Annotated in this window: 22 protein-coding genes; 16 read left to right on the top strand and 6 right to left on the bottom strand. The window is 68.0% G+C overall.

Going from position 1 to position 23,049, the window contains the following annotated elements:
- Window positions 1–178: 178 nt before the first annotated feature.
- From ABDC78_RS04450 to ABDC78_RS04425, 6 genes are all read left to right on the top strand, one after another.
- A complete protein-coding gene (locus ABDC78_RS04450; protein WP_178359076.1) occupies window positions 179–1,084 on the top strand; it encodes a DUF5996 family protein in 906 nt (301 codons plus the stop codon).
- Between the two features lie 165 nt (window positions 1,085–1,249).
- A complete protein-coding gene (locus ABDC78_RS04445; RefSeq protein ID WP_178359075.1) occupies window positions 1,250–2,845 on the top strand; it encodes an aldehyde dehydrogenase (NADP(+)) in 1,596 nt (531 codons plus the stop codon).
- A gap of 47 nt (window positions 2,846–2,892) precedes the next feature.
- Entirely contained in the window at window positions 2,893–3,822 is a 930-nt protein-coding gene (locus tag ABDC78_RS04440; RefSeq protein WP_178359074.1) for a 5-dehydro-4-deoxyglucarate dehydratase, read from the top strand.
- 3 nt (window positions 3,823–3,825) lie between these two features.
- Complete coding sequence (locus ABDC78_RS04435) at window positions 3,826–5,085, top strand: glucarate dehydratase family protein (RefSeq protein ID WP_178359073.1); 1,260 nt, start codon at window positions 3,826–3,828, stop codon at window positions 5,083–5,085.
- Window positions 5,086–5,130: 45 nt separating this feature from the next.
- Entirely contained in the window at window positions 5,131–5,613 is a 483-nt protein-coding gene (locus ABDC78_RS04430) for a hypothetical protein (RefSeq protein ID WP_178359072.1), read from the top strand.
- A complete protein-coding gene (locus tag ABDC78_RS04425; protein WP_178359071.1) occupies window positions 5,613–6,536 on the top strand; it encodes a LysR substrate-binding domain-containing protein in 924 nt (307 codons plus the stop codon). The genes ABDC78_RS04430 and ABDC78_RS04425 overlap by 1 nt, the downstream gene beginning before the upstream one ends.
- Window positions 6,537–6,895: 359 nt before the next feature.
- Here the strand turns inward: ABDC78_RS04425 and ABDC78_RS04420 are convergent, their stop codons facing one another.
- Entirely contained in the window at window positions 6,896–7,882 is a 987-nt protein-coding gene (locus ABDC78_RS04420; RefSeq protein WP_178359070.1) for a 2-hydroxyacid dehydrogenase, read from the bottom strand.
- Window positions 7,883–8,189: 307 nt separating this feature from the next.
- Between ABDC78_RS04420 and ABDC78_RS04415 the strand changes: the two genes are divergently transcribed.
- Genes ABDC78_RS04415 through ABDC78_RS04375 form a run of 9 tightly spaced genes read left to right on the top strand, consistent with a single transcriptional unit; the run spans window position 8,190 to window position 17,633 of the window.
- Window positions 8,190–9,770 (top strand): ABC transporter substrate-binding protein, encoded by a 1,581-nt coding sequence (locus ABDC78_RS04415; RefSeq protein ID WP_256736090.1) that lies wholly within the window; start codon window positions 8,190–8,192, stop codon window positions 9,768–9,770.
- A 39-nt stretch (window positions 9,771–9,809) separates the two neighbouring features.
- Window positions 9,810–10,739, top strand: a complete 930-nt coding sequence (locus ABDC78_RS04410; protein WP_178359069.1) for an ABC transporter permease — start codon at window positions 9,810–9,812, stop codon at window positions 10,737–10,739.
- A gap of 16 nt (window positions 10,740–10,755) precedes the next feature.
- A complete protein-coding gene (locus ABDC78_RS04405; RefSeq protein ID WP_178359068.1) occupies window positions 10,756–11,742 on the top strand; it encodes an ABC transporter permease in 987 nt (328 codons plus the stop codon).
- A gap of 11 nt (window positions 11,743–11,753) precedes the next feature.
- A complete protein-coding gene (locus ABDC78_RS04400; RefSeq protein ID WP_178359067.1) occupies window positions 11,754–12,776 on the top strand; it encodes an ABC transporter ATP-binding protein in 1,023 nt (340 codons plus the stop codon).
- Complete coding sequence (locus ABDC78_RS04395) at window positions 12,769–13,770, top strand: oligopeptide/dipeptide ABC transporter ATP-binding protein (protein ID WP_178359066.1); 1,002 nt, start codon at window positions 12,769–12,771, stop codon at window positions 13,768–13,770. Before ABDC78_RS04400 ends, ABDC78_RS04395 begins: the two co-directional genes overlap by 8 nt.
- Window positions 13,767–14,489, top strand: a complete 723-nt coding sequence (locus ABDC78_RS04390; RefSeq protein ID WP_178359065.1) for a sulfite exporter TauE/SafE family protein — start codon at window positions 13,767–13,769, stop codon at window positions 14,487–14,489. The genes ABDC78_RS04395 and ABDC78_RS04390 overlap by 4 nt, the downstream gene beginning before the upstream one ends.
- Window positions 14,490–14,499: 10 nt before the next feature.
- Entirely contained in the window at window positions 14,500–15,297 is a 798-nt protein-coding gene (locus tag ABDC78_RS04385; protein WP_178359064.1) for an IclR family transcriptional regulator, read from the top strand.
- A gap of 25 nt (window positions 15,298–15,322) precedes the next feature.
- Complete coding sequence (locus tag ABDC78_RS04380; RefSeq protein ID WP_178359063.1) at window positions 15,323–16,666, top strand: enolase C-terminal domain-like protein; 1,344 nt, start codon at window positions 15,323–15,325, stop codon at window positions 16,664–16,666.
- Window position 16,667: 1 nt separating this feature from the next.
- Window positions 16,668–17,633: a 2-hydroxyacid dehydrogenase gene (locus ABDC78_RS04375; protein WP_178359062.1), complete on the top strand. Its 966-nt coding sequence runs from the start codon at window positions 16,668–16,670 to the stop codon at window positions 17,631–17,633.
- Between the two features lie 103 nt (window positions 17,634–17,736).
- Here the strand turns inward: ABDC78_RS04375 and ABDC78_RS04370 are convergent, their stop codons facing one another.
- The 5 genes from ABDC78_RS04370 to ABDC78_RS04350 all read right to left on the bottom strand — a co-directional run bounded on the left by ABDC78_RS04370 (window position 17,737) and on the right by ABDC78_RS04350 (window position 22,120).
- On the bottom strand, window positions 17,737–18,933 hold the full coding sequence (locus ABDC78_RS04370; protein WP_178359061.1) for a hypothetical protein: 1,197 nt from the start codon (window positions 18,931–18,933) through the stop codon (window positions 17,737–17,739).
- Between the two features lie 99 nt (window positions 18,934–19,032).
- The gene (locus tag ABDC78_RS04365) at window positions 19,033–19,941 is read right to left on the bottom strand and encodes an AraC family transcriptional regulator (protein WP_178359120.1); all 909 of its coding nucleotides are present in this window, start codon (window positions 19,939–19,941) and stop codon (window positions 19,033–19,035) included.
- 67 nt (window positions 19,942–20,008) lie between these two features.
- The gene (locus ABDC78_RS04360; protein WP_178359060.1) at window positions 20,009–20,749 is read right to left on the bottom strand and encodes an SDR family oxidoreductase; all 741 of its coding nucleotides are present in this window, start codon (window positions 20,747–20,749) and stop codon (window positions 20,009–20,011) included.
- 87 nt (window positions 20,750–20,836) lie between these two features.
- Window positions 20,837–21,148 carry a protein UsfY gene (usfY, locus tag ABDC78_RS04355; protein ID WP_178359059.1) on the bottom strand — a complete coding sequence of 104 codons (312 nt, stop codon included), beginning with the start codon at window positions 21,146–21,148 and terminating at the stop codon, window positions 20,837–20,839.
- A gap of 78 nt (window positions 21,149–21,226) precedes the next feature.
- The gene (locus ABDC78_RS04350; RefSeq protein WP_178359058.1) at window positions 21,227–22,120 is read right to left on the bottom strand and encodes a haloalkane dehalogenase; all 894 of its coding nucleotides are present in this window, start codon (window positions 22,118–22,120) and stop codon (window positions 21,227–21,229) included.
- 172 nt (window positions 22,121–22,292) lie between these two features.
- Here ABDC78_RS04350 and ABDC78_RS04345 point away from each other — a divergent pair, with 172 nt between their 5' ends.
- Window positions 22,293–23,042, top strand: coding sequence for a potassium channel family protein (locus tag ABDC78_RS04345; protein WP_178359057.1), 750 nt, complete (start codon window positions 22,293–22,295; stop codon window positions 23,040–23,042).
- Window positions 23,043–23,049: the final 7 nt, after the last annotated feature.

Genomic DNA, 23,049 nt, shown 5'->3' with positions numbered 1-23,049 from the left:
TGCATGTCAATCGGCTGACGACCGGTTGCCCGTTGTCCAGGCTGGGTGCGCCGCGACGACACAGAGTTGCATATTTCTACCACGGCATCAGCACCTGCGCCCGGCTGTTGATCAGGCATTTTTCGGGTTTCTGACATGCTGGACGGGTCCATTTCACGACCCCGGAGGTGCCCACACCATGCCTGAGTCCCCATCCGCCTGGCCTGAGCTGCCCGTCGAGCAGTGGGCCGAGACCCGCGACACGCTGCAGTTGATGACCCAGGTCGTCGGCAAGGTCCGCCTGGCGAACACCCCCGTGATGAGTCACTGGTGGAATGTCGTTCTGCACGTCTCGGCACGAGGGCTGACGACCGGACTTGTTCCTTACGGAGACAAAGGCTTTCAGATCGACTTCGATTTCGTCGACCATCACCTCACGGTGTCGAGCACCACCGGGGAGCGTCGCACCGTCCCGCTGCGCGCCGGGCCGATCGCCGACTACTACCGCGAGGTCACAACGGCTCTCGACGAGCTGGGTCTGCACACCGAGATCTGGCCGATGCCCGTCGAGATCGCCGATGCCATCCCGCTCGACACCGACACCCAGCACGTTGCCTACGATCCCGAGCAGGTGCACCGGTTCTGGCTGGCGCTGGTGCAGATGACGCGGGTGTTCGAGGTCTTCCGGTCACGGTTCCTGGGCAAGGTGAGCCCTGTGCACTTCTTCTGGGGCGCGCTCGACCTGGCCGTCACCCGGTTCTCCGGCCGGACGGCCCCCAAGCATCCCGGCGGCGCACCCAACTGCGGACCGCACGTCATGTGGGAGGCCTACTCCCACGAGGTCAGCAGCGCCGGCTACTGGCCCGGACCCGACGGCGAGGGCGTCTTCTACTCCTACGCCTACCCCGAAGCCGACGGGTTCCGGGACGCGGAGGTACGTCCCGAGCAGGCATATTTCGACAACAATCTCGGTGAGTTCGTGCTGCCCTACACCGCCGTGCGGGAGGCCGCCGACCCCGACGCGCTGCTGCTGGAGTTCCTGCAGAGCACCTACGAGGTCGCCGCTGACCTCGGGAATTGGGACCGCGCCGAACTGGAGCGCTGACCCTCTTTCCGCCGAAACGGTATTCCACGCGGTGTTGCGTCGCGTTTTCCCGCGTGGAATACCGTTTCGGCGGTTTGTTGGGCGTGGGGATTGATGCAAGTGCTGCATCATTCGAGTGCCAAATGGTCTTGGACAGGCATGGATGCGCCTCTTACCGTTGACAGCATGACTGCGACGCTTGCTGCTAACACCTTGACCGGTCAGATGATCATCGCGGGTACGCCCGTCAGCGGCACCGGCGAGCAGGTGCGCGGCTTCGATCCGTCGGCAGGCAAATCGCTCGAACCGGTCTACCAGCACGGCGACGCCAGCCACGTGGAGACCGCCTGCGCGGCCGCCGCCGACGCCTTCGCCGCCTATCGCGCCACCACCTCCGAGCAGCGCGCGACATTCCTCGAAGCCATCGCCACCAACATCGAGGCGATCAGCGAGGCGCTCATCGCGCGCGCCGTGGCCGAATCCGGTCTGCCCCTCCCACGCATCACCGGCGAGGTCGGCCGCACCACCGGCCAGCTGCGACTGTTCGCCGGCGTCCTACGGGAGGGCAGCTGGAACGGCGCTCGCATCGACACCGCACTGCCCGATCGCACCCCGCTGCCGCGCCCCGACATCCGTCAGCGCTTCATCCCGCTGGGCCCGGTCGCGGTGTTCGGCGCATCGAACTTCCCGCTGGCGTTCTCCGTCGCCGGGGGCGACACCGCCTCGGCGCTGGCCGCCGGCTGCCCCGTCGTCGTCAAGGGTCACGACGCACACCCCGGCACCTCCGAACTGGTCGCCAGGGCGATCAGCGACGCCGTGCGCCAGTCGGGCCTTCCCGCGGGCACGTTCTCGCTGCTGTTCGGCTCCGGCCCGGACCTCGGCATCACGCTGGTCACCGACCCCCGCATCAAGGCCGTGGGATTCACCGGTTCACGCTCCGGCGGGCTCGCCCTGGTCGCCGCCGCTGCCGCTCGGCCCGAACCGATCCCGGTCTACGCCGAGATGAGCTCGATCAACCCGGTGTTCCTGCTCGACGGCGCGTTGGCCACCCGCGGCGACGACCTCGGACGCGCCTTCGTCGGATCGCTGACCATGGGGTCCGGACAGTTCTGCACCAACCCCGGCCTCGTCATCGCCGTCGACAGCCCCGGCCTGGACGCCTTCATCGTCGCCGCCCGCGAGGCTCTGTCCGCCGCGCCGGCCACCCCGATGCTCACCCCGAACATCGCGCGCAGCTACGCCTCCGGAGTCGACGCGCTGACCGGATCCGCCGACCTCGTCGGCCGCGGTGAAGGCCCCACCGGCGAAACCTCCTGCCGGGCAGCGCTTTTTGCCACCGACGCTCCGAGCTTCCTGAACTCAGAGGTTCTGCAGGCCGAGGTCTTCGGATCATCGAGCCTGATCGTGCGTTGCACGGACTCCGACGAGATGCACGCGGTCGCGGAGGGGATCGAAGGTCAACTGACCGCAACCGTGCACGCCGACGACTCCGACGTCGACGAGGCCGGCCGGCTGCTCCCGCTGCTCGAGCTCAAGGCCGGACGAATCCTGTTCGACGGCTGGCCGACCGGGGTCGAGGTGTGCCACGCCATGGTGCACGGCGGGCCGTTCCCGGCGACATCGGACTCGCGCAGTACGTCGGTCGGCGCCAGGGCCATCGAACGTTTCCTGCGGCCGGTCGCCTACCAGAGCGTCCCGAAGTCGTTGCTGCCCAGCGCGATCGCCGACGGCAACCCCGAAAACCTGTGGCGGCGCATCGACGGCCAGCTCACGCAGGACTGAACAACCCCCCACCTCACCACCCGACCACCTCCCGAGGAGCCCCGATCATGCGTCCGACCTTTGACGGCGTCCTGTTCTTCCCCGTCACCCCGTTCACCGAGTCCGGCGATGTCGACTTCGATGCGCTGACCCGCCACCTCGCCAAGGGTGTGGACGCCGGCCCCGGGGGCGTGTTCATCGCCTGCGGCACAGGCGAATTCCACGCCATGGAGGATCAAGAGTTCGGCGCGGTCGTCCGCACCGCCGTCGAGGTGGTCGCCGGACGCGTGCCGGTCTACGCCGGAACGGGTGGCTCGGTGGCCCAGGCCAAGCGATTCGCGTTGGCCGCCAAGGAATCCGGCGCCGACGGGCTGCTGCTGCTGCCGCCCTACCTCGTCGAGGTGCCCCAGGCCGGCCTGGTCGACTACACGCGCGCCGTCGCCGAGGCGACCGACCTGCCCGTCATCGTCTACAACCGCAACAACGCGAAGTTCACCGAGGCCTCCGCCGTCGCGGTCGCCAAGATTCCCAACGTCGTCGGATTCAAGGACGGCACCGGGAACTTCGACCAGGTGGCTCGCATCGTCGCCGCCGTCACCAGCGAGGTGGACCCCGACTTCCTGTTCTTCAACGGTCTGCCCACCGCGGAGACCACGCAGCTCGCCTACCGCGCGATCGGGGTGCCGCTGTACTCGTCGGCGACGTTCGCCTTCGCGCCCGACCTGGCGCTGGCGTTCTACAACAGCCTCGAGTCCGGCAACCGGGAGCTGACCGACGCGCTGCTCAACGCGTTCTTCAACCCGCTGGTCCGGCTGCGCGACACGGTGCCCGGTTACGCGGTGTCGCTGGTCAAGGCCGGCGTCACGATGGAAGGTGTGCCCGCCGGCCCGGTGCGGCCACCGCTGATCATGCCGACCGACGACGACCTCGCCGAGCTGAAGGCGATCGTCGCCGCAGGCCGCGCAGTGCTGGCCGACGCCCTGTCCGGAGCGGTCTGAGCCATGTCGGCGATCCGCATCACCGGCGCCCGCATCACCCCGGTGGCGTTCGCCGACCCGCCACTGCTCAACACCGTCGGCGTGCACCAGCCGTATGCGCTGCGCGCGATCATCCAGCTCGACACCGACGCCGGCCTGGTGGGCCTCGGCGAGACCTACGCCGACACCCGCCATCTGGCCCGGCTGCAGGCCGCCGCGGACGCGATCACCGGGCTGGACGTGTTCTCGCTCAACGCTATCCGTGCGGCGATCGCGGTCCGGCTGCACGGTGACGACGCCGCGGTGGGGACCGCGGGCATGATCACCACGGCGAGTGCGGTCGACCAGGTGCTCTCGCCGTTCGAGGTGGCTTGCCTCGACATTCAGGGGCACGCCGTCGGGCGCCCGGTCTCGGACCTGCTGGGGGGTAAGGTCCGAGACGCGGTGCCGTTCAGCGCGTACCTGTTCTACAAGTGGGCGGCCCACCCCGGCGCCGAACCCGACCGGTTCGGCGAGGCTCTCGACCCGGACGGCATCGTCGCCCAGGCCCGTCGCATCATCGACGAATACGGCTTCACCGCCATCAAGCTCAAGGGCGGGGTGTTCCCTCCCGAGGAGGAGATGGCGGCGATCGAGGCGCTGCACGCGGCATTCCCCGGGGTGCCTCTGCGGCTTGACCCCAACGCCGCCTGGACCCCGCAGACGTCGGTGAAGGTGGCCTCCGGCCTGGCCGGCATCCTGGAGTACCTCGAGGATCCGACGCCGGGCCTCGACGGGATGGCGGAGGTGGCTGCGCAGGCGCCGATGCCGCTGGCGACCAACATGTGCGTCGTCGCGTTCGACCAACTGGCCCCCGCGGTGGCCAAACAGTCGGTGCGCGTTGTTCTCTCCGACCACCACTACTGGGGCGGGCTGCAGCGTTCGCGGCAGCTGGCCGGGATCTGCGAGACCTTCGGCCTCGGGCTGTCGATGCACTCCAACTCGCACCTGGGCATCAGCCTGGCCGCGATGGTGCACCTGGCCGGTGCCACGCCGAAACTGACCTACGCGTGTGACACGCACTGGCCGTGGAAGGCCGAGGAGGTCGTCAAACCGGGCGCGTTGTCGTTCGTCGACGGCTCAGTCACGGTCCCGACGACCCCCGGGCTCGGTGTGGAGATCGACGAGGACGCATTGGCTGCGCTGCACGAGCAGTACGTGTGCTGCGGGATCCGCGACCGCGACGACACCGGCTACATGCAGACCGTCGACCCGGGATTCGAGCTGCTCAGCCCCCGCTGGTAGGCGGTTCGGCCCCCCGGGAGCCCTGCCGGGTTCTACCGTAGGGGCATGGCTGACCAGTCGGCGGCGATCGAGGCCGCCCATCCACCCGAGGTCCTGCTGCGGGTGCTGAACCCCATCCTGCGGCGCGCCCTGCGGACACCGCTCGGCGGCCCGCTCGCGGAGTTCATGCTCGTCGACTTCACCGGACGCAAATCGGGGCGGCGGTTCTCGGTGCCGGTCAGCGCACATCACCTCGACGGTGACCTCTACGCGGTGCTGGAAGCGCAGTGGAAGTACAACTTCCGCGACGGTGCCGACGCCGAGGTCTACCACCGCGGCAAGAAGTCGGTGATGCGCGGCGAGCTGATCACCGATGCACCCGTCGTCGTCGACATCGTGCACCGGGTGGCACAGGGCTACGGCGCCAAGAAGGCGCAGCGCAGCATGGGCATGACGTTCCGCGACGATCGGGTGCCCGCCGTCGACGAGTGGGAAGAGGCCGTCCCCCGACTGAAGATCGCCGCGATCAAGCTGACACCCAAGGCCTGATGTTCTCGCTGGCACGCCTGTCCTGCTTCGTCGCCGTCGCCGAGGAACTGCACTTCGGCCGCGCCGCGGAGCGGCTGCACATGACGCAGCCTCCGCTGTCCCGTCAGGTTCAGCAGCTCGAGAGCGAACTCGGGGTGCAGCTCATCGACCGCACCACCCGGACGGTGACGCTGACCCCGGCGGGCGCGGCGTTCCTGCCCGACGCGCGGCGCATCCTGCAGCTCGCCGAGGGGGCCGCGCAGACGGTCAAGCGCATTCCCGCGGGCGACCTCGGCACCGTCGTCGTCGGATTCACCGCCGCCTCCGCGCACGCCGTGCTGCCGCGACTGCTGGAACGCGCGCGGGAACGGCTGCCCGACGTCAAGCTCGATCTGCGCGAGATGGTGACCGCCGCGCAGATCGAAGGCCTGATGACCGGCGAGCTGGATCTGGGAATGGCGCGCCCGCCCCTGAAACGCCCGGGCCTGGTGTCGCGGCCGTTGCTGCACGAGCAGCTGATCGTCGCGCTGCCCGCGGGCCATCACCTGGTCGATCTGGCGCGGCAGCTGACGCTGACCGACCTCGACGGGCAAGACGTGGTGATGTATTCGCCTGTGCAGGCACGCTATTTCAACGATCTGCTGGTCAGCACGTTCACCATCGCCGGTGCAACGCCGAACTATGTGCAGTACGTGACACAGGTGCACACCATGCTGGTGCTGGTGCGCTCAGGCCTCGGGATCGCACTGGTGCCGGCGTCGGCGGCGACGCTGCACCCGGAGGGTGTGGTGTTCCGGACGATCGGGGCGTTCCGGGAGCGGCCCGTCGAGCTGGATGCGGTGTGGCGGGGCGATTCGACCAATCCGGCGTTGTTACGTCTACTCAAAGATGTTCTGCCGCAACAGGAGTGGACCACCGACGACCTGGTCGAGGGCGTCAGCTGAAACCCCCGCCGGAACTGCATTCCGGCAGAGCCCCACCGCAGCTTTCGGCTGCTGGAATGCAGTTCCGGGACCGCGGCGGTATTGTCCCGATATATGCGATTCCGGCAATATGGGAGGGTCCGCCGGTTTACTCTCGGAACGATTCGATGAAGGAGGTTGTCATGGCACGACCCGATCACCCCGACCGCAACCGCAGCAGCGATTGCGGCTGCCAGTGCTTCTCGTGCAGATCCGGCAAGCACTGCAACGAAGGCAACTGCGGCAAGCGCTGACCGCCTGAACACCAGATTTCGCCGAAACGGTATTCCACGCGGGCTCGACGCGAGATTTGGCGCGTGGAATACAGTTTCGGCGGATGGCTAGCGGGCGGGAGCCGGTTGCTGGACCGGTGTGACGAGCTCACCCGTGGCCAGGAAGGCGTCGAGGTTCTGCAGCGTCAGCGCCTCCATGGCGGCCCGCGTCTGCACGGTCCCGCTGGCGACGTGCGGCAGCAACACCACGTTGTCCAGGCCGAACAGCACCTCCGGCACCTGTGGCTCGTCAGCGAACACGTCCAGGCCCGCGCCGGCCAGCCTGCCATCGACCAGCGCGGAGACCAGCGCATCCTGGTCGACCACGCTGCCGCGCGCGATGTTGATCAGATAGCCGTCGGAGCCCAGCGCGTCGAGCACCTCGCCGTCCACCAGACCCCGCGTGCCGTCGCCGCCGGCTGCGGCGACAACCAGCACGTCCACCCCGCGGGCCAACTCCACCGGTGACGACGCATAGGTGTACGGCGAATCCGAGAGCTCGCTGCGGTTGTGGTAGCTGATCGTGCAGCCGAAGGCGCTGAGCCGCAACGCGATCGCCCTGCCGATACGGCCCAGTCCGATGACGCCCACGCGGCTGTTGCTGACCTGGCGGGTCAGCGGGTAGTTCCCCTCGACCGCCCAGCGGCCGGCCCGCACGTAGCGGTCCGAGGCCGAGAAGTGCCGGAGCGTGTCGATCACCAGACCCACGGCCGTATCCGCCACACAGTCGGTCAGGACGTCGGGGGTATTGCTCACCCCGACGCCCCGAGCTGAGGCCGCGTCGACATCGGTGGTGTCGTAGCCGACGCCGAAGTTGACCACCGCGCCGAGGTTCGGCAGGGCTTCCATCAGCGAAGCGTCCACCCCCGTGCGACCCGAGGTCACCACCGCGGTGATCTCCGCGCCGTGGCCGGCGAGGAACGCCTTTCGCTCGCCCGCGGAGTCGGGCAGCACCCGGGCGGCGTAGTCGTCGGCCAGCGTCTGCGCGAGCGACGGCTTCAACGGCCCGACCTGCAACACGGTCGGCTTCTGCGCGGCATCACCTTGAGTCGTCATAGTGATCCCACGGTACGACGAGCTGGGAATACCCGTCCACGTCCGAATTAGCATTGACTTATAGCGAAACAGCATTGGCTGCATGGCGCCATCAAGGTCTGAGCATCAGTGAATCCGCAGCCCCATTAAACACCCAGTTCAGAACGTATTTTTGAGGCACTGCGCAATCTCGCGTGTGCCTCGCGAGCCGTCAAAACGCGCCTTTCGCCGGGGTTGACGCTCTTTCCGGCCTGCTCTTACGGTGTGGTTGCCATCACAGGTGGCATCTACATACGTGGACGTCACCATCCCCGGCCCGGGAGGACCCATGAACCCCGCAGCACCGACCACCCGCCGCATGCGTCGGAGCCTGACGGCTCTCGCCCTCGCGGGAGTCACCGTCGCTGCCGGCGGCTGCACCGTCGCGAACTCCGGCGGCGGCGGATACGACCCCAACACGCTGCGCATCGTGCTCCCCCAGGAGCCACCGACGCTCGAGCCGTGCGAGAGCTCACTGACCTCCACCGGCGTCGTGGTCCGCTCCAACATCACCGAACCGCTCATCGAGCGCGACTCCACCACCGGTGACCTGCAGCCGCTGCTGGCCACCGACTGGGAACAGACCAGCCCCACCGAGTGGACCTTCACCCTCCGTGACGGCGTGACGTTCTCCGACGGAGCCCCGTTCACCTCCGAGGACGCCGCATTCTCCATCGACCGCGCCGTCAACTCCGACCTGCAGTGCAACGTCGACGGATACGTCTTCGGGGACGAGGAACTCTCGCTGCAGACGCCGGACGCCAACACCGTCGTCGTCGGCACCACCGAGCCGGATCCGATTCTGCCGCTGCGACTCTCCTTCGTCGAGATCGTGCCCCGCACCACCAGCACCACCGAGAAGGTCCGGGAGCCGATCGGCACCGGCCCGTACGCGATCGAAGACTGGGAGTACGGCCAGAAGCTCTCCCTGGCAAGCAATCCCACCTACTGGGGCCAGCCGCCCGCGTTCCCGCGCGCCGAATACCAGTGGCGCAGCGAGGGCAGCGTCCGCGCCGCCATGATCACCAACGACGAGGCCGACATCGCCACCGGACTCGGTCCTGAGGACGGCGCCGGCGACCTCGGGGTGCCGTTCCAGAACAACGAGACCACCGCACTGCGCATCCAGGCCACCGAACCGCCGCTGGACGACATCCGGGTGCGCCAGGCCATCAACTACGCCGTCAACCGCACCGGCATCGTCAAGGCGCTGTTCCGGGACCTGGGTGAGCCTGCCGCACAACTGATCCCGACCGGCGTAGTCGGTTACAACGACGAGCTGCAGATCTGGCCGCACGACATCGACAAAGCCAAGGCTCTTGTCGCCGAGGCCAAGGCCGACGGGGTGCCCGTCGACACCGAGATCCGGCTGATCGGTCGCACGGCGCAGTTCCCGAAGATCGCCGAGACCATCGAGGTGATGCAGAGCGAGTTCACCGAGATCGGCCTCAACGTCAAGATCGAGATGATGGACACCGCAGCGCAACTGGAGTATCAGCTGCGTCCGTTCCCTCCCAACACCGGGCCGTACCTGCTGATGATCATGCACGGCAACCAGGCCGGTGACGCCGCGTTCACCCTCGACCAGTACATGCTCTCCGACGGACCGCAGGCCGCCTACGGCACACCGGAGTTCGACGCGAAGATCCGCGCCGCCGAGGCGCTGACCGACGAGGCCCGCCAGGACGCGTTCGCCCAACTGTTCGCCGAAGAGCCCGAGGAGATCATGCAGATGGCCTACCTCGCCCACATGCAGGGCATCCTCGGCAAGTCGCCGAGGGTCGACTACACCCCCAACCCGGCGACCGGCGACGAGATGCAGCTGGCCGCAATGACCCCGGCCGGCAACGACCGCACCGACCAGTCCTGACGCTCCGACTTCTCCCACATTCCCAGAAGGGCTGAATCTATGTTCTCCTTCGTCCGGCGCCGGATGTATTCCAGCGCACTGCCGTTGATCATCGTTCTGCTCGGGGTGTTCCTGCTCGCCAGGCTCACCGGTGACCCGACCAACCTGTACCTGTCCGAATCGGCGACACCGGATCAGCGGGCAGCCTTCGCCGAGCAGAACGGGTTCAACGACCCGCTGATCACCCAGCTGATCGACTACTTCAAGGGCGTCATCCACCTGGACTTCGGAACCTCGCTGCGCACCGGCGAGCCCGCGGCCGAGATGGCGCTGCGGGCCTTCCCCGCCACGCTGCAGCTCGCATTCGCCACCATGCTGTTGGCCATCGTCGGTGCCGTCGTCATCGGCTGCTGGGCCGCCTACCGGCCCAACTCACTGGCCGACCGGTTCTCCAGCCTGCTGTCGATGACCGCGGCGTCCATCCCCGACTTCTGGTTCGCCATCACCGGCGTCTGGGTGTTCGCGGTGGTGCTCGGTGTGCTGCCCACCTCCGGCGTCGACGCAGGCATCCTGTCGTGGGTCCTGCCCGTCGCCACGCTGATGATCCGACCCCTTGGTGTGCTCACCCAAGTGGTCCGCGGCGCAATGGTTTCCGCGCTGTCAGCGCCCTACGTGCGGCTGGCCCGCAGCAAAGGCGCCAGCGACTTCCGCGTCGTCACCCACCATGCGCTGCGCAACGCCGCGGCACCCGCACTCACCGTCGCCGGCGACCTCGCCGTCGGATTGATCAACGGCGCGGTGGTGGTCGAGGCCATCTTCGGCTGGCCCGGCATCGGCAAGCTGATGATCGACGCGATCCTGCAGCGCGACTTCGCCGTCCTGCAGGCCGCCGTGCTGCTCACCGCGGTCAGCATCTTCGTCCTCAACATCGTCATCGACGCCTGCTACGCGCTGCTCGACGCGCGGGTGCGCGAACCGGCCAAGGTCTGACGGGAGACACATCACCATGACTCAACTCGATCAGGTTCCGGTCAAGCCGACCACCGCGGTCGTCGGCGAGCCCGACAAGAACTCCAACAAGCGGGGCCGCTCGCTCTGGTTCCGGCTGCTGATCAACGATCGCGTCGCCGCCGTCGCGGCCGGTGTGCTCGGCCTGGTGTTCCTCACCGCGATCTTCGGGCCGATGCTGATGGGCGACCTGGCCACCCGCATCGACCTCGACAACTCCAACCAGGCACCGTTCACGCTGACCCACGGCTGGGCCAACGTACTGGGCACCGATCCGCTGGGTCGCAGCATGCTGGCCCGGCTCATCGTCGCCTGCCAAACCACGCTGTCGGTCGCGGTCCCGGCGGTGGTCATCTCCGCGGTCGTCGGCTCGGCCATCGGCATGTGGGCAGGCTTCTACCGCGGGTGGCGTGAGACCGTCGCGATGCGCGTCGCCGACGTGATCATGAGCTTCCCGTCGCTGCTGCTCGCCGTCGTGGTGCTCTACGTCTTCTCCCCGAGTGCGGCCAACATCATCCTGGTGCTGGCGATCACCCGCATCCCGGTGTACCTGCGTACCGCCCGCGCCGAATCCGCCGAGTTGCAGAGCCGGGTCTTCGTCGACGCGGCACGCACGTTCGGCGCCAGCGCCAACTCGATCATCGGCCGCCACGTGCTGCCGATCGTGTTGCCCACGCTGCTGACCGTGGCGACGCTGGACTTCTGCTACGTGATGCTGGCGGAGAGCTCGTTGAGCTTCCTGGGCATCGGCATCCAGCCCCCCGACGTCAGCTGGGGCCTGATGGTCGCCCAGGGCCGCACCTACCTGCACACCGCCTGGTGGTTGTCGTTCTTCCCCGGCCTGGCCATCGTCATCACCACCGTGTCGGCCACCATCCTGGCCGCATGGGCCCGCATCGCCACCGACCCCGGCCAGCGGTGGCGCCTCACCGTCCCGCAGAAGCGGCTGGCGAAGTTCACACGAGCCGGAAAGCGCCTCTCATGAAAGGTACTGTGATGACTGCACTCGCCGATCACGACGTTCCAGTCGGTGGCGTCGACACCGCCCCGGTGCTCCAGGTCGACGGCCTGTCGGTGGAGGTCCGCACCATCTCCGGCACGCTGCGCGCGGTCAACGAGGTGAGCTTCGACGCCCGCCGCGGCGAAACCCTGGCGCTGCTCGGTGAATCCGGCTGTGGCAAGTCGATGACCGCGACCGCGCTCGTCGGCCTGTTGGAGCCGGTGGCCGACATCGTCGGTGGCAGCGCCACACTCGGTGACGTCGACCTCATCAAGGCCGACCGGAAGAAGCGACGCGAGATGGCCGGCACCGAGCTGGCGATCGTGTTCCAGGACGCGCTCACCGCGCTCAACCCGCTCTACACCGTGGGAACTCAACTGGCCGAACCGTTCCGGATCCACCAGGGCATGAACGCCAAGGACGCCAAGCGCAAGGCCGTCGACCTGATGACACGCGTCGGCATCCCGCAGCCGGAGACGCGGCTCGACTCCTACCCGCACCAGTTCTCCGGCGGGATGCGCCAGCGACTTCTCATCGCGATGGCGGTGGCGCTCAATCCGAGTGTGCTCATCGCCGACGAACCGACCACCGCGCTCGACGTCACGGTGCAGGCACAGATCATGGCGCTGCTGCGCGATCTGCGTGCCGAGTTCGACATGGCCGTGGTGCTTATCACCCACGACCTGGCGCTGGTCGCCGAAGAGGCCGACCGGGTGGCGGTCATGTACGCCGGCAACATCATCGAGACCGGAACGGTAGCCGAGGTTTTCGGCAACCCCAAGCATCCGTACACCAAGGGACTGCTGAACTCGGTACCCGTCAACGCCCGCCGCGGGGACGAGCTCAAATCGATTGGCGGCACTCCGCCTGATCTGCATTCGGTCCCCGAGGGTTGTGTCTACCAGGAACGATGCCCGATCGCGCAGCAGGTCTGCATCACCAAGCGACCCACGCTCGAATCCGTCGACCCGAGCCGCAAGGCCGCCTGCCACTTTCCGGAAGAGGTCCGTAATGTCTGACAACTTGCTCGAGGTCCGCGACGTCCGCAAATCCTTCCGGGTGCCGCACGCCAAGAACCCGCTGTGCGCTCTGGACGGCATCACGCTGGATCTGGCACGCGGCGAAACCCTGGGCCTGGTCGGCGAGTCCGGGTGCGGAAAGTCCACGCTGGCAAGGACACTGATGATGTTGGAGCGTCCCGACTCCGGGACCGTGAGCTTCGACGGCGTCGACCCGTTCAGTCTGCGCGGCGCGGACCTGCTGAAGTTCCGCAGCCGCGTGCAGATGGTGTTCCAGGATCCCTACGCGTCGCTGAACTCCCGGATGTCGGCGGCCGACATCATCGCCGAGCCGTGGCGCAGCCACAAGGGTCTGATCAAGAACCGCAAGGACCGCGACATGCGGGTACGTGGCCTGCTGGATCTGGTCGGCCTGGGGGCCAAGGCGGCGGACAAGTATCCGCAGGAGTTCTCCGGCGGGCAGCGTCAACGGATCGGCATCGCACGGGCGCTGGCACTCAACCCCGATGTCATCATCTGCGACGAGCCCGTCTCCGCGCTCGATCTGTCGGTGCAGGCCCAGGTGCTCAACCTGCTCAACGATCTGCAGCAGCAGCTCCAGATCAGCTACATCTTCATCTCCCATGACCTGTCGGTGGTCCGCCATGTCGCCGACCGCGTCGCGGTGATGTATCTCGGCCGGATCGTCGAAAATGGGCCCACCGAGGCAGTTTTCGAGCGCTCGAACCACCCGTACACCGCGGCTCTGATGTCGGCCGCCCCGACCCTGGACAGCGAACAGCGCAGGCAGCGGATCCTGCTCGAGGGCGAGGTTCCCTCACCGATCAACCCGCCGTCGGGGTGTCGCTTCCGCACCCGCTGCTGGAAGGCCACCGACGAGTGCGCCTCGACGGCACCGGTCAGCGTCGCCGACCCGCAGGTCCCCGGCCACACAGCCGAGTGCCACCACCCGATGCTGCTGGAGGGGAGTGGGCTTGAGACAGTGCCGGCATGACTATTGCGGGGTACTGCGTCCTGGCCGTCGCCATCGTTCTGGCATCGGCACTGCAGTCCTCGATCGGATTCGGCATCGGGATGCTGGCGGCGCCGATCGTGGCACTGGTCGACCCGGCACTGATCCCCGCCACCCTGATCATGGTCGCCACGCTGGTCACGCTCATGGTCGTGATCCGCGAACGCCAGGCGATCGACCTGTCGGGCACGGGATGGGCGCTGATCGGCCGGGTTCCCGGCACCGTCGCCGGTGCGCTGCTGTTGGCGGCGCTGCCGCACCGCGCATTGGCGATCCTGCTCGCCGGCGTCGTCCTGGGAGGGGTGGTGCTGACCAGCAGTGGCTGGATTCCCGCCGCGCGGCGACGCAACGTCGTGCTGGCCGGGGCGGCCTCGGGACTGCTGGGCACGGCGACGGCGATCGGCGGTCCGCCGATGGCGCTGGTCTGGCAACGCAACAGCGGAGCGGAGTTGCGCGGCACGATGAGCGGCTTCTTCCTGATCGGTTCGCTGCTGTCGCTGGCCGCACTGGCAGCGACCGGCGCCGTCACCAGGCACACGCTCTGGGGGTTCGCGGTCCTGTTCCCCGCCGCCATCGTGGGCTACCTGCTCTCACATCTGCTGAACCGGCATCTGAACCCGACTCGACTGCGCTGGCTCGCCATCACCGTCTCCGCGGCGGGGGCGATCCTGCTCATCGGCCGCGAACTGCTGACGATGTGAGGAGCGGACGGTGACCGAAGACGTCTCGGTGCGCAAGGTCAAGTCGGCGGTCCGCACGGTCGAACTGCTCGAATACCTGGCCGCCCGCCACGACGATCCGGCGCGGTTGCGGGAGATCAGCGATGCGCTCGGGATGCCGCGCAGCAGCGCCCACGCCTTGTTGCGCACCCTGGTATGTCAAGGCTGGGTGCGGTCGGACACCTCCGGCACCCTCTACGGCATCGGTATCCGCGCGCTGCTGGTCGGCACCAGCTATCTCGACAGCGACCCGTATCTGCCGCTGATCACCCCGTTCCTCGAAGACCTGCGCACCGAACTCGACGAGACGTTCCATCTCGGCCGACTCGACGGCACCGACATCGTGTACCTGGCGACCCGCGAGTCCAAACAGTATCTGCGCAGCTCGAATCGGGTCGGCCGCAGGCTGCCCGCGTACGCGACCTCGCTGGGCAAGGCGCTGCTGGCCGAACGCTTCGGGGTCGACCGCGACGAGCACGTCCCGGCGGCGCTGAAAAGCCTGACGCCCAAGACGATCACCGATCGCGAGGCACTCGACCTCGCGCTCGACGACGTCCGGGTGCGCGGTTACGCCACCGACGACGAGGAGAACACCGTCGGGTTGCGGTGCTTCGCGGTGCCGCTGCGCTACTGCAGACCCGTCCAGGATGCGATCAGCGCCTCGGTGCCTGTCGACCGACTGACACCAGAGCGCGAACGCGCCATCGTCGACGCACTACGAGCCATGGGAGACAAAGTGTCTCGCGTGGTCCGCCCCCTGGCCGACGGCGACCGATGGTTCGCGTCGTGACCACCAGAAGAACCGGAGGAAAGCCATGAGCCCCAGAACACCCGTCGTCACCGACGTCACCGTGGTGCCGATCGCCGGCCGCGACAGCATGCTGCTGAACCTGTCCGGCGCCCACGGCCCGTTCTTCACCCGGAACCTGGTGATCATCCACGACTCCGCCGGCAACACCGGGGTCGGCGAAGTCCCCGGTGGCGAGCCGATCCGGCGCACCCTGGAGGACGCCCGCGCGCTGCTCACCGGCCGCGGAATCGGTGACTACCACGCCATGCTCGCCGACATGCGCCGCGAGTTCGCCGGCCGCGACGCCGGCGGCCGCGGAGCCCAGACCTTCGATCTACGGATCGCCGTCCATGCCGTCACCGCAGTGGAATCCGCGCTTCTGGACCTGCTCGGCCAGCACCTCGAGGTGCCGGTGGCGGCACTGCTCGGCGACGGCCGCCAGCGTTCACGGGTACAGGCCCTCGGATACCTGTTCTTCGTCGGCGACCGCACCAAGACCGACCTCGCCTATCAGTCCCCCGCCGACGAGCAAGCCGGGGCCGACGAATGGCTGCGGGTACGCCACGAGGAGGCACTGACACCCGAGGCGGTGGTCCGCCTCGCCGAGGCGGCCCGCGACCGCTACGGCTTCAGCGATTTCAAACTCAAGGGCGGGGTGCTGCCCGCCGCCGACGAGGCGAAGGCCGTCATCGCGCTGGCCGACCGCTTCCCGGATGCCCGGATCACGTTGGACCCCAACGGTGGCTGGCTCCTGGACGACGCCATCACGACCTGCCGCGAGCTGCGCGACGTCCTGGCCTACGCCGAGGATCCGGTCGGACCGGAGGGCGGGTTCTCCGGGCGAGAGGTGATGGCGGAGTTCAAACGCGCCACCGGACTGCCGACCGCGACGAACATGATCGCCACCGACTGGCGCGAGATGGGGCACGCGATCCGCTCCGGCGCGGTGGACATCCCGTTGGCCGACCCGCATTTCTGGACGATGGCCGGTTCCGTGCGCGTCGCCCAACTCTGCGACGCCTGGGGCCTGACGTGGGGATCGCACTCCAACAACCACTTCGACGTCTCGCTGGCGATGTTCACCCACGTCGCCGCGGCGGCGCCCGGCGACATCACCGCCATCGACACCCACTGGATCTGGCAGGACGGCCAGCAGATCACCACCGCGCCCTATCAGATAATTGACGGCTACCTCACCGTGCCGGACGCACCCGGACTCGGCGTGGCGCTTGACGAAGCCGCCGTCGCCGCGGCAAACGACCTGTACCATAGCGAAGGATTAGGCGGTCGCGACGACGCCATGGCCATGCAGTACCTGATTCCGGGTTGGACGTTCGACAGTAAACGGCCTGCCCTGCAACGAGGTTGAGATGCTGATCGTTGTCGCCGACCCCAATGTGGTACCCCACCGCGAGCGGTTCGAGGCGATCGTGCCTGCCGGCGCGGACATCCGCTGGCGCATCGGCGGGGTGCCGAACGCGGACCTGCGCGACGCCGAGGTGTTCGTCGGCAGCCGGTTCGACGCCGAGATGGCACGCACGGCCGAGAAGCTGCGGCTCATCCACGTCGCCGGTGCCGGAACCGACAAGATCGATTTCGGTTCGCTGCCACCGGATGTGCTGGTGGCGAACACTTTCCATCACGGTCGGTCGATCGCCGAGTACGTCGTCGCATCGGCGGTGATGCTCCGCCGCGGATTCCTCGCCCAGGACCGATCGCTCCGCGACAACGTCTGGGCGTCACCGGTCTACGACAGCGCCATCGCACAGCCGCCGCTGTTCGGTGACGCGCACATCGGCTTCGTCGGCTTCGGTCACATCGGCCTGCGCAGCTGGAACCTGTTGCGCACCTTCGGGTGTACCGCCGCGGCGGTGACGGGGTCCGGCCAGGTCTCCGGCGATACCGGCCTGCGGTGGACCGGTGACACCTCCGACCTGAACCGGCTGCTGCGTGAATGTGATGTGGCCGTGGTGTCGGCGCCGCTGAACAGCCACACCGAGGGCATGATCGGCGCGTCGCAGCTCGAGGAGCTCGGGCCCGAGGGTGTGCTGATCAACGTCGGCCGCGGGCCGCTCGTCCAGGAGCAGGCGCTCTACGACGCTTTGGCCAACGGGGTGATCAAGGGCGCCGCCATCGACGTCTGGTACCACTACCCGACGGACGGCGGCCGCGGCGCGCCAAGCGATCTGCCCTTCGCGCAGCTATCGAACGTGCTGATGACCCCGCACACGTCGGGAGTCACCAGTGACACATTCACCGGGCGCGTCGACGAAGTTGCGGCCAACATCTCACGGCTGCAGCGCGGCGAACCGCTGCGCAATCTCGTCACACCCTGACGCCCCGCCGGCGCCATCTCCGAAACTGTATTCCACGCGGCGATCACTCGTAATATCGCGCGCGGAATACAGTTTCGGCGCAAGGGGGCTCGCGCTGGGGCGGTCAGCCGTAGGGGTTCGGCTCGTGGAAGCGGTTGATGATCGGGATGCGCTCGATGATCCGATCACGCAGCCGGGGTTCCTCATACTGCGGCACCGTGTTGGGGACCTGCGCGGGCGGCGGTAGCACCGGAGGCACGTACGCGGGTGCGGGAGCCGGGGCCGGCGGCAGGTAGTTCGGCGGCGGCACGGGCGGCACGTAGGCCGGGGCGGGCGGAATGTAGGCGGGCGGCGGGGCGATCGGTTCCTGATACACCGGAGGCGGTGCCACCGGGGCTGCCGGCGGGTCGATCCTCGGCGCCGCGTCGGGCACCGGGATCGCAGCAGCGACCTTCTCGGCCTCCACCGGCGCTTCGCGGGGCGGAGCAGCCGGTTTCGGAGCGACCGGAGCAGCCTTCGCCGGTGACGGCGGCGCGGCTTCACGCACCGGTTGCTCCGAGCGCGCCATCTGCGGTGCTTCGTTGTCAGGGCTCAGCGTCATGCCCAACGCCACCGACAGCGAGACGACAAACGTCACGACCGCGGCGGCGAGCACCGAGGCCAGCGTCAACGTCGGCGAGAACTGCCGGCGTGCAGGCTCTGCCTGGGCATCGAGGAGCGACACCGCCGACGCGGACGCCAGCGCTGCTCCCCTGGCCAGCGCGAGATCGGCCTCGTCGGCGGAGATGACCGGCGCGCGGGTGGTGCGCTCCAGCGTCGACACCGCAGAGTCGACATCGCCGGAACCGACCACAAAAACGGCGTCGGGGGAAAGACCCTCGACATCCACAGCCGAGGCATCCACCCGGTCGGCGGTCACCCCGTCCGGGGTGACCGCGGCGACCACCGCGGAGCCGGGCTCGACGACACACACCACCACGCGGTCGTATCCGGCGATATCGGCGATCCCACGGGTCAACGCCTCGGCGGCCTCGAGATCCGAGATCGCGATGACGTTCTCCGCCTGGCGGTCGGTCAGGGCCTGCCAGACCGCGCTGGCGGTGGCTTCGGCCGCGCCGGTCCAGGTGAGTCCGATGGCATGCACCTGATTGCCGGCGGCCTTGTCAAAAAGAGCGTTGAGCAGCACGTCAGCGTCGAACGCTGCGTCAGTGTCGACGGGCAGCGACCCTCGGTCGAGAGTTTCGCCTTCGCCTGTCGTGCCTTCGACAAGCACCCAGCGCACCGATGAAGAGGTCATCGACAAACCGAGCACGAGGTTCATGGGAGCCCCCGATCTGTTTGCGATCAACCGACGACACTACCTTTTGACGCCCTCCGGTGAGGAACTCACGGTGTTGTCCCCGCTCGTGAGTGGCACGTGTTAAGGGTGTGACTGTCCCGAGCCTCGCGCGAACTCCGTCGGAGAACATCCGGTGAGCCGGGTGAACGCCGTGGTGAACGCAGCGGCGGACTGATACCCCACCCGGGCGGCTACCTGTGCGGTGGACAGGCGTTCCGCCCTGAGCAGGTCCTTGGCCAACGCGACCCGCCACCCCAGCAGGTACTGCATCGGTGGCATGCCCATGGTGCGGGTGAAGCGCTGTGCAAAAACGGCGCGTGACACCGACGCCGCCCGCGCCAGATGCTCGACGGTCCACCCGCGGGCGATGTCGGCGTGCAGTTGGTGGAGTGCCGGTGCCAGCACGGGATCGGACAACCCCGCGATCAACCCCTTCTCCTCGCTGCCCCACTGCGGCGTCGCATGCACCCGGATCGCCTCGATCAACAGCACCTCGACGAGCCGTTGCAGGATCGCGTCCCGGCAGGCGCCGGTGGCGTCGGCCTCGTCGGCGATGAGCTCGACCAGCCGGGTCAGCCGCGATGAGCCCGGTTCGTCTCGGCGGACGAGGATGACCGGCGGCAGCAACGAGGTCAGCAGCGTCGCGTTGGCAGCGTCGAACCGGAAGTAGCCGCCGAGCATCCGCATCGTGACCGGCGACGACTCGCAGCCGTGGCGGGTCTGCGTGGAGTGGTCCAGCGGGGCGAAGGTCGGTTCCACATCGCCGCCGTCGCCGAGGGTGAACCCCGGCGTCTCGGGCAGCAGCAGGAAGTCGCCCTGCCGCAACGCGATCCGTTCGAGGCCCTCCGGATCGAGCACACACGAGCCCTGCAGCATCAGGCAGAACGCCGGATCGCCGTAGCGGGGTTTGCGCACGCTCCAGTCCCCGCCGCCGGTGACGATCTTCGACAGCACGGCTTCGGGGCGCAGCAGCGACATCAACACCTCCATCGGACCGGAGTCGACGATTCCGGCATCGCGTGCGCCCACAGGGCAACGCTAGTGGAGCAAGGGCCTCCTAGGCCTGCGCAAGAGCGACCGCATCCGCACCGGCGGGATACCGGAGTCGATCAGACAGATCGGTGGCCGCGAGATAGACGACGTCGGCGACATCGGGCGGGGTGGTCACGGCCCCCGGCTGGCCGAACGAATTCATGATCGGCTCCGCAAACGCTTGGTACGCAGGCGGTATCAGACCTGCCATCCGCTCGGAGCCGTTGCTGGCGAACTGTGTGCCCGGGCCGTAACCCGGTTGCACCAACTTGGCCCGCACGTCGAAGAAGTCGAGTTCGAGGGCCAGCGACGCCGTGAAACCTTCGACGGCCATCTTGCTGGCGGTGTATGCCGCCGCCAGCGGCATCGCGGCCAGGGTCACGCTCGACGTGACGTTGACGATGACACCAGATCGGCGTTCACGCATCTGGGGCACCACAGCCTGCGTCATGGCCATCACCCCGAAGGTGTTGGTGTCGAACAACTCTCGAACGACCTGCATCGACGTCGCCTCGAACGCGCCGACTGCGCCGATCCCCGCGTTGTTGACGAGGACATCGATCGGGCCGCTGGACCCAACGGCATGGGAGACACTGCCCGGGTCGGTGACGTCGAGGGCGAGAACCCGCAGCCGGTCCGAGTGGGGCAGCGCGCCGTCGCGCGGAGTTCGCATGGTAGCGAGGACATTCCAGCCCTCGTCGTGGAACCGGAGCACGGTCGCCAGACCGTAGCCCGAGGAGCAACCGGTGATCAGCACTGTCTTCATGCCGAGAAGCCAACTCTGCCCGCGCAAGCGGGACAAGACGCCGGCGTCCGGGTTTGTTGCGCGATCGTCTTGGGACGCGCGGAACTGCTAGCTCGCGCGCAGGTGCGACGTGCGATCCGGGTGCTCGGCATGCCACTGCCGTTCCACCCGCTTGACCCGCTGGTGTTCCAAGGTGATCAGCAGTGCGCCGGCCGTGACCAGCGCCCCGGCGATCAGGCCCAGGACCAATGACACGTCGCGGCTTCCGTAGGCCGTCGCCGCCACGGTGCCGGCGATCAGGACGGTGCCGAGACCGATGAGAATCAGTCCGGGCAGCCACAGCGTGTCGATGAAGGACTCACCGGCATGCGGTTGGGTTGTGCGAGCGTGATCCACCGGATCGCGATGTGCGCCTTTCATCGCATCCCCTTTCCTGGAGAGACGCCTCCCAGGCTACGCCTATTGTGAAATACATCACAGTGACGAAGAGGTGACGTGTTACCGCCACGCCAGGATGCGTTCGGCCAGCTCGGGGCCGCAGTCCTCCTGGACGAAATGGCTGCCGTGCAGCCGGGCGTGCGGTTGACCCGCGGCACCGGGGACGTGCCTGATGAGCGGCTGGTCCGCCTTGCCGAGAATGGGATCCTTGGCCCCGAACAGCGCCAGGAACGGCTTGTCCCAGCGGCCCAGCACCTCCCAGGCGGCGCGGTTGGCCGGCACCGCCGGATCGTCGGGCGAGGTCGGCACCAGTTGCGGGAACGCCCGCGCCCCGGCCTGGTAGCGCTTGTCGGGAAACGGTGCGTCGTACCCCGCCCGGACCGCGGCGGGCACCTTGGTGACTGTCCCGGTGCCGACGATCCACCCGGCGTTCAGCCACGGCGAGTGCTTCGCGAAGGCACGCCAGATCCGAAACGCCGGCACGGCCGGACGGTCGGCGATCGGCAGGAAGCCGTTGGCCACCACCACCCGCGCGAACCGCGCACTCTGCTCGGCCACGATGCGCAACCCGATCAGCGACCCCCAGTCCTGCACGAAGACGGTGACGTCGGTGAGGTCCAGCGCGTCGAACCACGACGTCACCCATTGGACGTGACGCAGGTAGGTGTAGTCGTCGAGGTCGCCCGGTTTGTCGGAGCGCCCGAACCCGATCAGATCCGGTGCGAGCACCCGGTGGCCCGCGTCGACCAGCGGCGGAATCATGGTGCGATACAGGTAGCTCCACGTCGGCTCACCGTGCAGCAGGACGATAGGTGCGCCGTCGCGGGGTCCCTCGTCGACGTAGTGCATCCGCATCGGAGGGCTGTCAGGGGCCATGACGTCGACATAGTGGGGCTCGAACGGAAAGCCCGCCAGGTCGGCGAATCGGGAGTCGGGAGTGCGCAGGACGTCCATGACTCACCGACGCTAATCGGGTTCGACGACGGCGGCGTGGGTTTGGCATTGCCGCGTCGGTAACGTGGAGCAGACTCCTGGCGCCGAACGTGCACGTGCTGTTGGTCGCGGCGCGCTGTACCTGACACCGATGCACTCTCGGTGAGATTCCTTGAAAGGTGCGTGCTGCTCGATGGGTTCAGCCGAGCGTCTCGAACGGTGGGAGTCCCGCAGCGAATGGGTGCTGGCTGGGGTGGCCGTCGTCTTCCTCGTCGCATACTCCGTCCAGGTGCTCGCGAATCCTGGCCGCGGGCTGACGAACCTGCTCAACGGCGTGATGTCGCTGCTGTACCTGGTGTTCGTCGTGGACTACCTCGTCCGGTTGTCGCTGGCGCCGCACCGCGTGCGCTGGTTCTTCCGGCACCTGCTCGACCTGGCCATCGTCGTCCTGCCGTTCCTGCGCCCGTTGCGGTTGCTGCGGCTGGTGGTGCTGGTCAAGGTGTTGCACCGCGCGGGCGGCGACGCCATCCGCGGCCGGGTCGCCGCGTACACCGCTCTCAGCGCCGTGTTGCTGGTGTACGTCGCGTCGCTGGCGATGCTGGAGACCGAACGCAACGCCCCCGACTCCACGATCACCAGCTTCGGCAATGCCGTGTGGTGGTCGATCACGACCGTCACCACCGTCGGCTACGGCGACCTGTCCCCGGTCACAGCGACGGGACGGGTGATCGCCGTGCTGCTGATGATCGGTGGGATCAGCCTCATCGGTGTCATCACCGCGACCGTGGCCTCCTGGATCGTGGAGCGGGTAGCCCAGGAGGACTCCGCCAATCGCGCTGCCACGGCCGCCCAGATCGACGATCTGCGCGAGGAGATCCGGCAGCTGTCGGCTCGGGTGCACACCCGCGAAGACACTCGCGACGACGCGTGGTCGCCCCGCTGAACTGGCG

This window comes from Mycobacterium sp. DL, assembly GCF_039729195.1.
Classification (GTDB): domain Bacteria; phylum Actinomycetota; class Actinomycetes; order Mycobacteriales; family Mycobacteriaceae; genus Mycobacterium; species Mycobacterium hippocampi_A.
Note: the sequence above shows the minus strand (reverse complement) of the source record. Positions and strands in the feature narration are given on the sequence as shown.

Coding starts and splice junctions, on each gene's coding strand:
- ABDC78_RS04450 (WP_178359076.1), top strand. CDS start 179: ATGCCTGAGTCCCCATCCGCCTGGCCTGAGCTGCCCGTCGAGCAGTGG.
- ABDC78_RS04445 (WP_178359075.1), top strand. CDS start 1,250: ATGACTGCGACGCTTGCTGCTAACACCTTGACCGGTCAGATGATCATC.
- ABDC78_RS04440 (WP_178359074.1), top strand. CDS start 2,893: ATGCGTCCGACCTTTGACGGCGTCCTGTTCTTCCCCGTCACCCCGTTC.
- ABDC78_RS04435 (WP_178359073.1), top strand. CDS start 3,826: ATGTCGGCGATCCGCATCACCGGCGCCCGCATCACCCCGGTGGCGTTC.
- ABDC78_RS04430 (WP_178359072.1), top strand. CDS start 5,131: ATGGCTGACCAGTCGGCGGCGATCGAGGCCGCCCATCCACCCGAGGTC.
- ABDC78_RS04425 (WP_178359071.1), top strand. CDS start 5,613: ATGTTCTCGCTGGCACGCCTGTCCTGCTTCGTCGCCGTCGCCGAGGAA.
- ABDC78_RS04420 (WP_178359070.1), bottom strand. CDS start 7,882: ATGACGACTCAAGGTGATGCCGCGCAGAAGCCGACCGTGTTGCAGGTC.
- ABDC78_RS04415 (WP_256736090.1), top strand. CDS start 8,190: ATGAACCCCGCAGCACCGACCACCCGCCGCATGCGTCGGAGCCTGACG.
- ABDC78_RS04410 (WP_178359069.1), top strand. CDS start 9,810: ATGTTCTCCTTCGTCCGGCGCCGGATGTATTCCAGCGCACTGCCGTTG.
- ABDC78_RS04405 (WP_178359068.1), top strand. CDS start 10,756: ATGACTCAACTCGATCAGGTTCCGGTCAAGCCGACCACCGCGGTCGTC.
- ABDC78_RS04400 (WP_178359067.1), top strand. CDS start 11,754: ATGACTGCACTCGCCGATCACGACGTTCCAGTCGGTGGCGTCGACACC.
- ABDC78_RS04395 (WP_178359066.1), top strand. CDS start 12,769: ATGTCTGACAACTTGCTCGAGGTCCGCGACGTCCGCAAATCCTTCCGG.
- ABDC78_RS04390 (WP_178359065.1), top strand. CDS start 13,767: ATGACTATTGCGGGGTACTGCGTCCTGGCCGTCGCCATCGTTCTGGCA.
- ABDC78_RS04380 (WP_178359063.1), top strand. CDS start 15,323: ATGAGCCCCAGAACACCCGTCGTCACCGACGTCACCGTGGTGCCGATC.
- ABDC78_RS04375 (WP_178359062.1), top strand. CDS start 16,668: ATGCTGATCGTTGTCGCCGACCCCAATGTGGTACCCCACCGCGAGCGG.
- ABDC78_RS04370 (WP_178359061.1), bottom strand. CDS start 18,933: ATGAACCTCGTGCTCGGTTTGTCGATGACCTCTTCATCGGTGCGCTGG.
- ABDC78_RS04365 (WP_178359120.1), bottom strand. CDS start 19,941: ATGGAGGTGTTGATGTCGCTGCTGCGCCCCGAAGCCGTGCTGTCGAAG.
- ABDC78_RS04360 (WP_178359060.1), bottom strand. CDS start 20,749: ATGAAGACAGTGCTGATCACCGGTTGCTCCTCGGGCTACGGTCTGGCG.
- usfY (WP_178359059.1), bottom strand. CDS start 21,148: ATGAAAGGCGCACATCGCGATCCGGTGGATCACGCTCGCACAACCCAA.
- ABDC78_RS04350 (WP_178359058.1), bottom strand. CDS start 22,120: ATGGACGTCCTGCGCACTCCCGACTCCCGATTCGCCGACCTGGCGGGC.
- ABDC78_RS04345 (WP_178359057.1), top strand. CDS start 22,293: ATGGGTTCAGCCGAGCGTCTCGAACGGTGGGAGTCCCGCAGCGAATGG.